Origin of the sequence: Nannocystis sp., assembly GCF_016714285.1 — a bacterium.
Lineage (GTDB): Bacteria > Myxococcota_A > Polyangia > Nannocystales > Nannocystaceae > Nannocystis.
The window spans coordinates 661,816-676,248 of the sequence record NZ_JADJNN010000003.1 but is presented as its reverse complement, the minus strand read 5'-3'; the positions used below and the strand labels follow the sequence as shown (position 1 = coordinate 676,248).

Sequence of the window (14,433 nt, the reverse complement as noted above, 5' to 3'; positions counted from 1 at the left end):
GCTCTGCGATACTCCTCCCGAGATGGGCGACCCGCTGCGCTGCGACTCCGGCCTGGCAATTCGTCCGCTCCTCGCCCTCATCGTGCTGTCCTGTGGCCCCTCCGACCCGCATGGAGTCGCGGCCGAGCCGGACATAACACCACCCGCATGCGAGCTCGCCGCGAATCTCCGCGCCTGGCAATCCGACAACGGCGCCGCTGCCATCGACGTCGCCCCGATCGCCGACAGCGACCCGAGCTGCACCCTCGCGATCTCCACACCCGGCCTCCGCGGGATCGTCGACCTCGGGCTCGCCACCCGGGAACTCGACGTCGCCGCCTATCGCGGCAAGCGCATCCGGGCCCACGCCGAGCTCCAGGTCGTGCCAGACCCCCGCAGCGGCTTCAGCCTCGCCCTCCTCGGCCTCCAGGCCCACGGCGCCACCCCCCACGCCGCGCAAGACGACCTCCTCGATGGCCCCGCCGGCGCCTGGCGCTCCTTCGACATATGCATGGATGTCCCGCCCGACGCCCAGGACCTCACCCTCGAGCTCACCCAGACCTGCCGCAGCGTCACCCGCCTGCGCCGACTCGATGTGGACATTGTCGACGCCGCACCACCCACCCGATTCACCCTCGATGAATCTATACACGAGAAACACCTCGCCGTGCTCGCCCGCGCATTCGGACACCTGCGCTACTTCTATCCCGCCCACGCCAGCACCCGCGCCTGGCACCAACTCGCCGCCGACGGTGTCACCGCCATCGCGCCCGCGACCACCCCGACGACGCTGATCGCAGCATTGAACGAATGGGTGGAGCAGATCGGCCCGGACATCGAATTTTCGCAGCGCTCCGGCGACGACCCCCCGCAAAACCCCGCCGCGCCGGGCTGGCACCATCACGGCGTCGCCGGCGCTCGCAGCCTCTTTCGCAGCGAGTTCACGCCACCCCTGAACGACCCGCCCGGCCTCGTCGACGCCGACATCGGCCTCGGCCTGCGCATCCGCTACCCCCGCGCCTTCGCCGGTGAGCCCACCCCTCGCAGCCTCCCGCCGCGGCCCGCGAGCTCGCCGTGCGCAGCCCTCGACAACCCGGGCAGCCAGCGCCTCGCCACCGTGATCTCGGTATGGGCCCTGCTCAATCAATTCTATCCCTACCACGCCGTCATGCGCAGCGAATGGGACCATGCGCTCACCCTCGCCCTGCCCGCGGCCGCCAAGGCCACCACCCAGACCGACCTCCTGCACGTATTGCGACGAATGCTCGCCAACCTGCACGACGGCCACGCCCGCGTCTTTCACGCCGCGCAGCGCCCCTGCGCCTTGCCCCTCCAGTGGCGCTGGATCGGTGAGCAGATCGTCATCACCGCCACCCCGGACACCAGCACCGGGCTCGCCATCGGCGATGTCGTCGAACAGATCGACGGTGTCGACGCAGCCCGCCGCCTCGCCGACGCCCTCGCCGAAGTATCCGCCGCGACCACCAGCTCGCGCCACGACCTCGCCCTCCGCCTGCTCCGCGAGGAGCCCACAAACCCAACCACCACCCTCCTCGTCACCAACCCCGCCGGGCGGCACAGCGTCGACCTCCCCTGTACCGCCGGGCCCCAGCCCGCGCCCCACCGCGACCCCGTCGAATCGCTCGCCGACGATATCATCATACTCCGCGGCGAGGCCCTCAATCCCCGCACCCTCGCCACCGAGGCCGCACGGATCGCCGACGCCGCCGGCATCGTCATCGACCTCCGCGGCTCCACCAGCGCCCACAGTGCCGCCCCCGTCGTGCCGCACCTGCTCGACACCCCGGTGCTCACCCCGGCCCTCGCCCCGCTCGAGACACGGTCCCCCGATCCCGGCGGCGTCACCCTCGACGAATTACATCGCAGCACGATCACCCCCGTGGCCCCGCGCTGGACCGCCCCGGTCGCCTTCCTCATCGACGAGCGAGCGATCAGCGCCGCAGAATCCGACCTCGCACCCGTGCATGAGCACCACCTCGCCCCGATCTTCGGCGCGACCACAGCCGGCACCACCTGCGACATCAACGAGGTATGGTTCCCGGACAGCTTCCGCGTCCGCTGGACCGGCTGCCTCGCATTCACCAGCGACGGCATGCTGTTCCACGGCCTCGGCATCACCCCCACCCACCCTGTCGCGCCCACCGTGGAGGGCATCCGCGCCGGCCGCGACGAGGTCCTCGAAGCCGCCCTCGCCTGGCTCGCCGAACAACACTGAGAACTCGCACCATAACGGGGCGGATCGTACTCGACATATCCCGGCCGTCATCTCGCGCCCTCAGGGCCGGTGCGGTCCGGCTCTCGGCGACGCCGACCGCACCGTCCTTCAGCGGAGGCTTCGCTTGCCGGAGGGCCGGAGGGCCTCTCGACCGAGTCCGGCGTAGACCCGGAAATCACCCCGGCGACGGTTTGTCAGGCCGTGTTTGAGGGCGAGAGGCCCTCCGGACATCCGGCTTCTCGAGCATGCGCGGACGCCCAGCCGGACCGCACCGGTCCGTGCGACGTCGTCCGCGCCCCCGATCGTTCGGACCGCACCGGCCCGTGCGGCATCGTCCGCGCCGCGATCGTTCCCGTGTGTCGAGCCCTGTATCGCTGCGCGCCCCCACGATATCCTCGCGAGATGCACCCGCGCGCCCTCGCCTTCGCCACCCTCGCCTCCCTGTGCGCCTGCGGACCGAACCCCGGAGGCACGACCGACACCGACACCGCGACCACCGACAACACCGCGACCACCGACACACCAACCACCGACGCCAGCGACACCAGCGTCGCCCTGACCGACCCCGAAGGCTACCAGCTGCAGCTCCAGGTCCACGGCATCGGCGTGCAGATCTATACCTGCACCGACCTCGGGGCCGACGAGGGCCTCGCGTGGGTCTTCACCGCGCCGCAAGCCACGCTGTACGACGACGCGATGAACCAGGTCGGGACCCACTATGCCGGTCCGACCTGGGAAGGCACCGTCGGCGACAAGACCACCGGCGTGCTGGTCAGCGAGCAGCTGTCCAAGCAGCCCAACACGATCCCGTGGCGCCACTACGCCGTCGCCGATCGCATCGGCGACGGCCCATTCGCCTACAACGACGACATCCAGGAGATCAACACCGACGGCGGGGCCGCGCCCGCCGACGGCTGCGACATGGCCAAGCTCGGCCAGACCATCGAGGTGCCCTACAGCGCCGACTATCTGTTCTGGACGGTCCTCGTGTGATCGCAGGTGTGCCGCGCCCACCCGCGCCGATTCGCGCTCGCCTGGCGGCCCGGCGACCTGTGGCCACGCGGCCCCCTGTGATACCGTGGCCGCCCGCGCCATGGCCATCGACGAGTACGACATTCCGCTGACCACGATCCGCGGCGTGAGCCGCCCGGACCGCCTCGACCCGCGCACCCAGGCGCTGCTCAACACCGTCCTCCCGGCCCTGATGGACCGCCTGCGCTTCGGCCCCGAGATCGCCGCTGGCGGCGTCGGTGCCGTGCGCGTCGCCTTCGACCGCAGCCTCCAGCGCCGCATCGCCGCCAAGGTCCTGCACGACCGATCGTACGGCCACTACCTGCTCGTCCACGGCTTCATCCGCGAGGCCCAGGTCACCGGTCAGCTCGACCACCCCAACATCGCACCGATCTACGAGCTCGGCCGCGACCCCGACGGCGGCCTCTTCTTCACCATGAAGCTGCTCGCCGGGCGCACCCTCTTCGAGCTCATCGCCGGCAAACCAGCCCGCGAACCCGAGCGCCTGCATCGACGCCTCGGCATCTTCCTCAAGGTCTGCGACGCCCTCGCCTTCGCCCACAGCCGCGGCGTCCTCCACTGCGACATCAAGCCCGGCAACGTGCTCGTCGGCGGCTTCGGCGAGGTCTATCTCATGGACTGGGGCAGCGCCAAGCTGCTCCCGCTGCGCCCCGGCGCCGACCCCGAGCTGTGGGTCCGCGAGGCCCTCCCGCCGCTCGACCGCAAGGAGCTCGAGGGCATCATCTTCGGCACCCCCGAGTACATGTCGCCCGAGCAGGCCATGGGCCACCACGACGCCCTCGACGAGCGCTCCGACGTGTTCCTGCTCGGCGCCCTCCTCTACGAGCTGCTCACCGGGCAGCCGCCCTACAGCGAGACCGAGACGCGACTGATCCTTCGCATGGCCGAGCTCGGCGACGTCGCCTCACCCGACACCGTCGTCGGCAGCGCCGTCACCTTCCCGCCCGAGCTCGTGCGCATCACCATGAAGGCCCTCGCGCCCAGGCCCGCGGACCGCTACCCCTCGGTCATCGCCCTGCAGGACGACATCCACGCGCTCCTGCGCGGCGGCGGCAGCTTCGAGGTCCGCAGCTTCCCCGCCGACACCCTCGTGATCCGCGAGGGCGAGGTCGGCGAGGCCGCCTACATCGTCCAGAAGGGCAAGCTGCAGGTCTTCAAGGCCATGGGCAACGCCCGCCTCGCGCTGCGCAAGCTCGGCCCCGGCGACGTGTTCGGCGAGACCGCGATCTTCGCCGCCTCCCCGCGCACCGCCAGCGTCATCGCCCTCGAGGACTCCGAGCTGATCGTCGTCACCCGCGCCGTGATCGACCAGGAGCTCGGCTCCATGCAGCCCTGGCTCGCCGCCTTCGTGCGCACCCTGGCCAGCCGCTTCGGCGGCGTCGACGACGAAGCCGCGACCCCTCCGCTCGACAAGAACGGCTAGCCATACCCGTGCTGCTGACGATCCGCACCACGCACAGCCCGGCCGGCGACCTCGGCTATCTGTTGCACAAGCACCCCGAGCGCGTGCAAGACTTCGACCTCGGCTTCGGCCGCGCCCACATCTTCTACCCCGAGCTCGGCGACGACGCCTGCACCGCCGCGCTCCTCCTCGAGATCGACCCGATCCGCCTCGTCCGCGGCGGCCCGGCGGCCCAGGCCGAGGGCCTGCTCAGCCAGTACGTCAACGACCGCCCCTACGTCGCCTCGTCCTTCCTCAGCGTCGCCATCGCCCAGGTCCTGCGCAGCGCCCTCGCTGGTATCTGCAAGGAGCGCCCCGAGCTCCCCGAGCTCCCGATCCCCCTGGTCGCCCGCCTGCCCTGCGTCCCCTGCCGCGGCGGCGAAACCCTGCTGCGCAAGCTCTTCGAACCACTCGGCTACACCATCACCACCCAGCGCCTCGCCCTCGACAACGACGACAACACCTGGGGCATGGCCCCCTACTGGTCCGTCGCGCTGTCTCGCAGCTGCCCATTGCGCGAGCTCCTCACCCACCTCTACGTGCTGCTCCCCGTCCTCGACGACGACAAGCACTACTACATCGGCGACGAGGAGGTCGACAAGCTGCTGCGATTCGGCGACGGCTGGCTCGCCGACCACCCCGAACGCGAGACGATCGCCACTCGCTACCTCAAGCACCGCGCCGGCCTCACCCGCATGGCCCTCGCCCGCCTCGCCGAGTCCGACGCCGACGACCCCGGCGGCGAGCTCCAGCTCGCCCGCGACCTCGCCGAGGACACCCTCGAGCGCCCCATGAACCTCAACGAGGAGCGCCTCCACGCCGTCGCCCTGCTGCTCCGCGCCGCCGAGGTCAGCACCGTCCTCGACCTCGGCTGCGGCGAGGGCAAGCTGCTCGCCCGCCTCCTCAAGCACAAACAGTTCACCCGCGTCGTCGGCGTCGAGGTCGCCCACGCCAGCCTCGAGCGGGCCGAGCGGCGCCTCCACCTCGATGAAATGCCCGAGCGTCAGCGGGCCCGCGTCGAGCTCCTCCACGGTTCGCTGGTCTACCGCGACCACCGCCTCGACGGCTTCGACGCCGCCGCCGCGGTCGAGGTCATCGAGCACATCGACCCCGAGCGCCTCCCCGCCTTCGAGCGGGCCCTGTTCGCCGGCGCCCGCCCGGGCCTCGTGATCGTCACCACCCCGAACCGCGAGTACAACCCGCGCTTCGAGCACCTGCCCGCGGGCGCCATGCGTCACAGCGACCACCGCTTCGAGTGGACCCGGGCCGAGTTCGCCGCCTGGGCCGAGGGCCTCGCCGCGCGCAATGGTTACACCCTCGAGCTGTCCGCGATCGGCCCGCACGACCCCGAGCTCGGCGCCCCGACCCAGATCGGAGTGTTTCGCCGATGCCCGTGACGATGCAGCTCAAGATCCCCGACCTCGCCGTCGTCGCCCTCGTCGGCGCCACCGGCTCGGGCAAGACCACCTTCGCCCGCCAGCACTTCAAGCCCACCGAGATCCTCAGCTCCGATCATTGCCGCGGCCTCGTCAGCGACGACGACAACGACCAGCGCGCCAGCGACGACGCCTTCGACCTGCTCTACACCATCGCCCGCAAGCGCCTCGCCCGGCGCCTGCTCACCGTCGTCGACGCCACCAACGTCCAGGCCGACAGCCGCCGCCACGTCCTCGCCCTCGCCCGCGAGTACCACGCGATCCCCGTCGCCATCGTCCTCGATGTCGGCGCCAAGCTCTGCCTCGAGCGCACCCGCAACCGCGAAGACCGCAAGATCGGCGCCCACACCGTCCGCCAGCAGTGCAGCCTCCTGCGCCAGTCCCTGCGCAACCTCAAGCGCGAGGGCTTCCGCTACATCTACGTCCTGCGCTCCCCCGACGAGCTCGCCGCCGTCACCGTCGAGCGCGTCCGCCTGTGGACCGACCGCCGCGACGACCACGGCCCCTTCGACATCATCGGCGACATCCACGGCTGCTTCGACGAGCTCACCGACCTGCTCGGAAAGCTCGGCTACGTCGTCGTCCGTGACGAGGCCGGCACATTCGTCGTGTCGCACCCGAATGGCCGCCGCGTCATCTTCCTCGGCGACCTCGTCGACCGCGGCCCGAAGATCGCCGAGGTCCTGCACCTCGTCATGGACATGGTCGCCGGCGGCGTCGCCCTCTGCGTCCCCGGCAACCACGAGACCAAGCTCCTGCGTCACCTCCGCGGCCACAAGGTCAAGCCGACCCACGGCCTCGCCGAGACCATCGCCCAGCTCGATCCCCTGCCCGACCTCCGCGCCCGCGCCGAGCCCTTCCTCGACGGCCTCGTCAGCCACTACATGCTCGACGACGGCAAGCTGGTCGTCGCCCACGCCGGCCTCAAGGAGAGCCTGCAAGGCCGCGGCTCCGGGGCGGTCCGCGAGTTCGCCCTCTACGGCGAGACCACCGGCGAGACCGACGAATACGGCCTCCCCGTCCGCTACAACTGGGCCAGCGAGTACCGCGGCCGCGCCATCGTCGTCTACGGCCACACCCCCGTCCCGCACCCCGAGTGGCTCAATCGAACGATCTGCGTCGACACCGGCTGCGTCTACGGCGGCTCGCTCACCGCCCTCCGCTACCCCGAGCAGGGCCTCGTCTCCGTCCCCGCCCGCGCGGTCCACTGCGAGCCCAAGCGCCCGCTCCAACCACCGCCCGAGAAGACCGCCCAGCAGGCCCACGACGACCTCCTCGACCTCGCCGACCTGCTCGGCCGCCGCAACATCTCCACCCGCCTGCGCCCGAACCTCACCATCGCCGCCGAGTACAGCAGCGCCGCCCTCGAGGTGATGAGCCGCTTCGCCGTCGACCCCCGCTGGCTGCTCTACCTCCCGCCCACGATGTCCCCGAGCGAGACCAGCGAGCGCCCCGGCCTGCTCGAGCACCCCGCCGAGGCCCTCGCCTACTACCGCGGCGCCGACATCGGCACCGTCGTCTGCCAACAAAAACACATGGGCTCGCGCGCCATCATCATCGTCGGCCAGCGCCCCTCCGCCCTGCGCCGCCGCTTCGGCGTCGACAGCGACACCCTCGGCGTCGTCTACACCCGCACCGGCCGCCCCTTCTTCACCGACCCCGCGCTCGAGCAGGCCCTCCTCGCCCGCATCAGCGCCGCGGCCCTGCGCGCCAACCTGTGGGCCGATCTCGACACCGACTGGCTGTGCCTCGACGCCGAGATCATGCCCTGGTCCGTCAAGGCCCAGAGCCTGCTGCGCGGCCAATATGCCCCCACCGCCGCGGCCGCCGAGGCGTCCCTGTCCGCGGCAGTCGCCGCCCTGCAAGCCGCGGCCGCCCGCGGCGCCGACGTCGCCGGCCTGCTCGCCGAACAGCACGCCCGCCTCGCGCGCGCCCGCAAGTACCGCGCCGCCTATCGCCGCTACTGCTGGCCCGTCACCGGCCTCGACGACCACCGCGTCGCCCCCTTCCACCTGCTCGCCAGCGAGGGCCGCGCCCACGTCGACCGCGACCACGTGTGGCACATGGAGACCCTCGCCCGCCTCGCCGCCGCCGACCCCCAGCTCCTGCTCGCTACCCCCTACCGCGTCGTCGACCTCGACGACGAGCAAAGCTGCAATCACGTCATCCACTGGTGGGACGAGCTCACCGCCGCCGGCGGCGAGGGCATGGTCGTCAAACCCTTCGACTTCATCGCCACCGGCCCCAAGGGCCTCATGCAGCCCGCGATCAAGTGCCGCGGCCGCGAATATCTGCGCATCATCTACGGCCCCGAATACACCGCCCCCGAGCACCTCGAGCGCCTGCGCACCCGCGGCCTCGGCGGCAAACGCTCGCTCGCCATCCGTGAGTTCGCCCTCGGTATCGAGGCCCTCGAGCGCTTCGTCCGCGGCGAACCACTCCGCCGCGTCCACGAGTGTGTCTTCGCGGTCCTCGCCCTCGAGAGCGAACCCGTCGACCCCCGCCTGTAGCGACGCCTATGCCAGGGTCCGCCCCGCGAGCTTCGACGGGTCCTGCAGCAACCTCGCCGGCTCGACGCCGCAAACCGCCGGGGTGCCCCGATCGATCACGCCGAGCTGCACGAGCACGCTGGCCTGATCCCAGTACAGCCGCTCGCTGCAGATCTTCCCGTCGTGAAAGCTGATCACGCCGATGAAGGCGAGCTCGACGCGACGCCCAGTCGGGCCCACACCCGGCAGCATCCACGCCATCGGGATGTCATGCGTGAACGAGATGACCGACTCCTCGATCAGCGTGTTCTCCGCGATCGTCAGCGCGACCTGAGTGCTCTGGATGTCGGCCGGCATGCCGGTGAAGAACTGCTCACCGTAAAAGCGCCGGACCCCCGCCTGCCCGTACCCGCCGTTGCCCACCGGCACGCACAGCACATAGGGGTCGTCGGTCATCGTCGACAGGGCCATGTCGACGTCCTTGAGGACAAACTCAGAGTACATGTGCTTCTGCCACATATCGAGCAGATGTTGTTGCGACGGGTTCCACTGGGTCATCACGCGTCCGTATCACCCTTCACCGACAAATTGCCACGACGAACGCCACAACGTACGCTCCGCCCCACAACCTGCCATTTTCGCCCCCACAATTGCGCGCCCAGGCCACACCGAGCCCACGCCCACGCTCATCCAGTGCCGCTGAGTCGATCTTCGCCTATAGACCCCGCATGCCCCGCTTCACCCGCACCCTCGACGTCGCCGCCCCCGCCGCGACCCTGTGGGCCTTCCATGAGCGCCCCGACGCCTTCGCCCTGCTCATGCCGCCGTGGGAGCGCACCACGATCCTCCAGCCCCCGACCTCCCTCGCCGTCGGCACCCGCGTGGTGATCCGCCAGCACCTCGGCCCCTTCTGGGTCACCCTCCACGCCGAGCACGTCGCCCTCGAGCCAGGCCACATGTTCGCCGACCGCATGTCCGGCGGCCCCTTTAAAAGTTGGCTGCACCGCCACATCGTCGAGCCCACCGCCACCGGCTCGCGCCTCACGGACGACATCGAGTACGAGCTCCGCGGCGGCGCCCTCGGTGACCTGGTCGCCGGCCGCTTCGCCGCGCACAAGCTCGAACGAATGTTCGCCTACCGCCACGAGGTCACCCGCCGCGCCTGCGAGCCCTCGTCCGCGCATTGACCTGCGCGCCCTCCCGGCAGCTGCTGCCCTCGCTGTCGTCGCCTGACCCCGCCCCGGCCTCCGCCCGGCGGGTTCGGATTGATCTTCCCGGTCCCCATCCCCCCGAGATACGCGCCCCGGCGTTGAAACCTCTTAGCCGCCAGGCACGCACGCCTGAACGGCGTTGTCGAAGACGGGGACGTTGCAGGCGGCGCTCGACGAGCAGCCGCACTTGCCGTCGACGCAGACGTCGATGTTCGTGCCGCCCGCGCAGTCGGCGTCGACGTTGCAGCCGCAGGTCCCCGCCACACACGCGACCAGGCCGGGCGTGCCGCTGGCGAGGCACTCGGCGTCGTCGTTGCAGCGGCACTCGCCGCTGCCGACGTCGCAGTGCGGGCGGCCCTGATCGGCCGGGCACTCGGCGTCGGACTTGCACGGAAAGAAGCAATTCCCGTCGACGCAGCGCGCCGCTGTGTCGGCGCAGACGGTCACGCCTTCGATGCTCCCGAACAGCATGACCTCCTGCGCAACCAGGCCCATGTCGGCGCAGCCGATCATATCGTCCTCGAGCGGCGCGCAGCGGCCCTCGCCCTCGAATTCGATGCACATGTAGCCGGATTTGGTGCACATCGAATTATCGAGGCAGTCGCCGCCCCACTTCGCCGCGCGCAAGTGGCAGACCTTGTCGCTCGCGCACGCCGAGAACTCGCACACGCCATCGATGCAGAGGAAGTCGGACGCGTAGCCGTCGACGCGGCACGGCTGGTCCTCCTGTTCGCAGAGGGGAGTGCAGAACCCCGGCCCGGCGGGTCCCCCCGTGGTCGGCGACGCGGTCGTGCCGGTCTCCGTGACGCCAGTGCTCGTGTCGCCCGCGCTCGTGTCGCCAGTACCGACGACGGTGGTGCCCGCGTCACCGGTGCCGCCATCGGTGGTCACGGGCGTCGGTGAGCAGGCCAGGGCGAGCGTGAGCGTGGGCGTCCAACGGTTGAGCATGACGATATGGATCGATCCAGTGCCCCGCGGCCAAGAATTTTCAAGCGGGAATTCTGCCGGCGGGTCGAGTACCAGAGCGGCGATGGTCCACGGACGCAGGCCGTTTGGTGAAGCTGGAGCGACCTCGGGCGGCTTCTTGCGCGCGCCTGGCTCCCGGGCGCCCGCAGGTCGCGCCCGAACCTCAGCCCGGCGGGTTCGGATTGATCTTCCCGGTCCCGGTCCCCCCGAGATACGCGTAGCTGTCATATTCATCGTACCCGACGATGATCACGCTAAACGGCTCATCGCCGCCGTCGAACACGTGCACGCCGTCTGGCACCGACACGCGCGCGACCTCGAAGCCGCTGGCCGCCACCGGGTTGAAGCTCGCGTCGGGGATCGCCACCCCGTCGAGCAGGATCTGCGCCCCCGCCGGCCGCGTCACCACCGCGATATCGTTGATCCACGTCCCCGGCACCAGCACCACATAACGCGGCAGGAACTGCTCGCTCGGCGCCATCGCCACCATCGCCGGGTCACCGATCGCGCTGCCGAACGCCTCCGACCCCACCATATAGCCGTACACCGCGATCGGCTTGTCCGCGATCACCTCGAAGTCCCCCTCCTCCCCGGGCGGGCCGCTCACGTACATCTCCGAGACCTCGCCCTGGTTCAGCACGAACTGCGGCGCCGGGATCCCCGTCACCCCGGGGTCGTAGTTGACCTTCACCGTCGTCCCGTTCTCCGCCGCGTAGATCTGCCACAGCGTCTGCTCCGGCGCGCCCGGGTTGCGCACCGGCATGCGCGCAGCGATGAAGCTCTTCCCCCACAGCCGCACCCCCGCGAGCTGCTCCTCCATGTGATCGCAGCAGCACACCGCCGCCGGAATCAACGCACACTCCTGGCCGGCGAACACCGCCACCGGGTGATCGGCGTTGCTGTTGACCTTGGTCCCCGTCATCGAGGTGCCGAGCGACTGCACCGCCACGTTGAGCACGTCGCCCTCCTGCATCGCCACCATGTAGGGCGCCCCCGGAGCCCCCTGCGGCACCCCGGCGCCCGCGGCCGTCACCGTCTTCGGATCGATCGTCACCATGGTCCCGTCCACCGTGGCGATCACCGTCGCGTAGCTGTGCTGAAAGCCGTTGGTGTTGTCCATCATCGAGGTCCACGCCGTCACGTGATTGACCGTGTCGAGCGACGCCGCCGGGTACAGCATCGCCGCGTCCGACAGGAACGAGCTGGCCCCGTCGACCGGGTTGAACTGGTAGGCCACCACGGGCACGTCCGCCGTCACGCGATAGGCCCCGCCCACGCGCAGCCCGGTGTCGTCCTGGTGGCGGTCCGGCAGGTTGAAGGTGAACAGCTGCAGCGGACCGACCGCCGTCGGTCCACCGACCACCTGCCACACCCCGCCCTCCTTCGTCTCGATCGTCACGTTGGCCATCCCGGCCAGTTGCACGTTGGCCACGCCGATCGCGTACTGCGAGGTCTCCACCGAGTCGTGCGAGTCCATGTCGACCGCGTAGAACTTGCAGCCCACCGTGCTCTTGCCGCTCGCCGCCTCGGCGCAGGTCGTCGGGATGATCGGCCCGTCCATCATCCCGAGGTCGTTCATCGGCTGCTCGCCGAGGTCGAACTTCGGCCCGTCGCTCGCCTGCGAGGTCACCCCGTCGCTGGTCCCCGTGCCCCCCTCCGTGACCCCGCCAGGCCCCGCGCTGGTCGGGCCGTCCGGCGAGGTCGTGCCCGCCACCGTCATGTTGGTGATCGACCCCACGCTGACGCTGGCGCTCGCGTTGCTCGTGACCTCCTCGTCACCGCCGCGCCCCGAGTCGCCGCAGCCCGCCGCCACCACTGCGATCGCAGAGACCAAACCACGTGCAGCCACACCGAACTTCATGGGCACCATCCCCGCACCATACGGAAAACACAGCGTCACGGGAAGCCGTACTCTCCCCCAACCCGCGCAGACACCCGCGTGGACCCCCGGCCGCAGATCGGCGGGTTCTCACACCTCGACGCCGCGGCCCCCGGTATACACTCGCGCTCGATGCTGCCCCTCTCCCGCGATCGTATCCACGGCCTCGGCCTCACCTGCGCCCTGCTCCTGCTCGCCTGTGGTGACAACGGCGGAGCCACCACCGCCAGCGCGGCGACCACCGGCGAGGCGGGCAGCAGCACCCAACCCTCGCCGACCACCGCCGGCCCGGCCACCAGCGACACGCCCACGGGCGGCAGCGGCAGCGGCAGCGACAGCGCCACGACCACCGGCGACCCCACCAGCCCCACCAGCCCCACCAGCAATGGCCCCGGCTCCGACCCGACGACCACCCCGCAGACCACCACCGACCCGTCCACCGGCGACGCCACCACCGACGCAACCACCGGCGACAGCACCACCGGCGGGACCGCGAACGTGGTCCGCTTCGTCGCCCTCGGCGACACCGGCGAGGGCAACGAGGCCCAGTACGCCGTCGGCCAGGCGATCGCAGCCCTCTGCGCCGAGAAGGGCTGCGACTTCGGCCTGCTGCTCGGCGACAACTTCTATGACAGCGGCGTGACCAGCGTCAACGACCCGCAGTTCCAGGACAAGTTCGAGCTCCCCTACGAGGACCTCGACTTCCCGATCTACGTCGTCCTCGGCAACCACGACTACGGCGGCGCCGGCATCGGCGTCGACTTGAACTTCCAGAAGTCGCAGTACCAGGTCGACTACACCAAGAAGAGCCAGACCTGGAAGATGCCCGCCAAGTACTACAGCTTCAAGCAGGAGCACGCCGAGTTCTGGGGCCTCGACACCAACCAGATCATGACCGACCCGATCAACGGCAACTCCGACAAGCAGGTGGCCTGGCTGGTCGCAGGCGTCACCGCGAGCACCGCCACCTGGAAGATCGGCTTCGGCCACCACCCCTATATCTCGAACGGTGATCACGGCAACGCCGGCGACTACGAGAACCTCGAGGGCATCCCCTTCGACTTCGTCACCGGCGCCAAGGTCAAGGCGGCCATGGAGACCGCCGTCTGCGGTAAGATCGACGTCTTCATCAGCGGCCACGACCACAACCTCCAGTGGCTCGAGCCCAAGTGCGGCACCGAGTGGATCGTCTCCGGCGCCGGCTCCAAGGCCGAGCCCCTGCCCGGCATGAACCCCGCCTACTACGCGGTGCCCAACATCGAGGGCTTCATGTGGGTCGAGCTCATGGACAACAGCTTCACCGGTATCTTCTACGACCAGACCGGCAAGGAGCTGTTTAGCAAGACGCTGATGAAGTGATCACTCGTCCTCGCCGCGGTACACGCAACCCGAGGTGCAGGTCTCGCGCACCTGCACCTGCGACAGCCCCGGCAAGCCCGGCTTGATCCTCCGCCAGATCCACCGCGCAAGGTGCTCGCTGGTCGGGTTCTCGAGCCCCGGCACCTCGTTGAGATACTGGTGATCGAGCACCGCCTGCAGCGGCGCCCACACGACCCCGATGTCGGCGAAGTCGACGATCCACCCGCTCACCTCGCCGATCGGCCCGCGCACGTGCAACTGCACCACGAAGGAGTGACCATGCAGCCGCTCACACTTGTGCCCCGGCGGCACGTTGGGCAGGCGGTGGGCGGCCTCGAAGCGGACTTCTTTGAAGATCTCCATGCGGGGCCGGGAAGGTAGCCGATCCACGCGCGCTGGCCGAGC

General features: G+C 70.2%; 11 protein-coding genes. 7 read left to right on the top strand and 4 right to left on the bottom strand.

What is annotated here, in order from left to right; translation table 11 throughout:
* Positions 1-22: 22 nt before the first annotated feature.
* The 5 genes from IPJ59_RS10395 to IPJ59_RS10375 all read left to right on the top strand — a co-directional run bounded on the left by IPJ59_RS10395 (position 23) and on the right by IPJ59_RS10375 (position 8,634).
* On the top strand, positions 23-2,215 hold the full coding sequence (locus IPJ59_RS10395) for a S41 family peptidase (protein WP_293258876.1): 2,193 nt from the start codon (positions 23-25) through the stop codon (positions 2,213-2,215).
* A gap of 402 nt (positions 2,216-2,617) precedes the next feature.
* A complete protein-coding gene (locus IPJ59_RS10390) occupies positions 2,618-3,208 on the top strand; it encodes a DUF3455 domain-containing protein (RefSeq protein WP_293258878.1) in 591 nt (196 codons plus the stop codon).
* Between the two features lie 100 nt (positions 3,209-3,308).
* On the top strand, positions 3,309-4,670 hold the full coding sequence (locus IPJ59_RS10385; protein WP_293271188.1) for a protein kinase domain-containing protein: 1,362 nt from the start codon (positions 3,309-3,311) through the stop codon (positions 4,668-4,670).
* A gap of 8 nt (positions 4,671-4,678) precedes the next feature.
* Positions 4,679-6,085 carry a 3' terminal RNA ribose 2'-O-methyltransferase Hen1 gene (locus tag IPJ59_RS10380; protein ID WP_293271186.1) on the top strand — a complete coding sequence of 469 codons (1,407 nt, stop codon included), beginning with the start codon at positions 4,679-4,681 and terminating at the stop codon, positions 6,083-6,085.
* Positions 6,086-6,087: 2 nt separating this feature from the next.
* A complete protein-coding gene (locus tag IPJ59_RS10375) occupies positions 6,088-8,634 on the top strand; it encodes a polynucleotide kinase-phosphatase (protein ID WP_366524579.1) in 2,547 nt (848 codons plus the stop codon).
* A gap of 6 nt (positions 8,635-8,640) precedes the next feature.
* Here IPJ59_RS10375 and IPJ59_RS10370 read toward each other — a convergent pair whose 3' ends face one another.
* The gene (locus IPJ59_RS10370) at positions 8,641-9,171 is read right to left on the bottom strand and encodes an ester cyclase (RefSeq protein WP_293271182.1); all 531 of its coding nucleotides are present in this window, start codon (positions 9,169-9,171) and stop codon (positions 8,641-8,643) included.
* A 170-nt stretch (positions 9,172-9,341) separates the two neighbouring features.
* On the opposite strand from IPJ59_RS10370, the gene IPJ59_RS10365 reads away from it, so the two are divergent.
* Positions 9,342-9,800, top strand: coding sequence for an SRPBCC family protein (locus IPJ59_RS10365; protein ID WP_293258886.1), 459 nt, complete (start codon positions 9,342-9,344; stop codon positions 9,798-9,800).
* 132 nt (positions 9,801-9,932) lie between these two features.
* On the opposite strand, the gene IPJ59_RS10360 is transcribed toward IPJ59_RS10365, so the two are convergent.
* Positions 9,933-10,772 carry a hypothetical protein gene (locus IPJ59_RS10360; RefSeq protein WP_293258888.1) on the bottom strand — a complete coding sequence of 280 codons (840 nt, stop codon included), beginning with the start codon at positions 10,770-10,772 and terminating at the stop codon, positions 9,933-9,935.
* A 181-nt stretch (positions 10,773-10,953) separates the two neighbouring features.
* Complete coding sequence (locus IPJ59_RS10355; RefSeq protein ID WP_293271181.1) at positions 10,954-12,651, bottom strand: IgGFc-binding protein; 1,698 nt, start codon at positions 12,649-12,651, stop codon at positions 10,954-10,956.
* A gap of 150 nt (positions 12,652-12,801) precedes the next feature.
* On the opposite strand from IPJ59_RS10355, the gene IPJ59_RS10350 reads away from it, so the two are divergent.
* Positions 12,802-14,028 (top strand): metallophosphoesterase, encoded by a 1,227-nt coding sequence (locus IPJ59_RS10350; RefSeq protein WP_293271179.1) that lies wholly within the window; start codon positions 12,802-12,804, stop codon positions 14,026-14,028.
* Here the strand turns inward: IPJ59_RS10350 and queD are convergent, their stop codons facing one another.
* Complete coding sequence (gene queD, locus IPJ59_RS10345) at positions 14,029-14,391, bottom strand: 6-carboxytetrahydropterin synthase QueD (RefSeq protein WP_293258894.1); 363 nt, start codon at positions 14,389-14,391, stop codon at positions 14,029-14,031.
* Positions 14,392-14,433 lie beyond the last annotated feature (42 nt).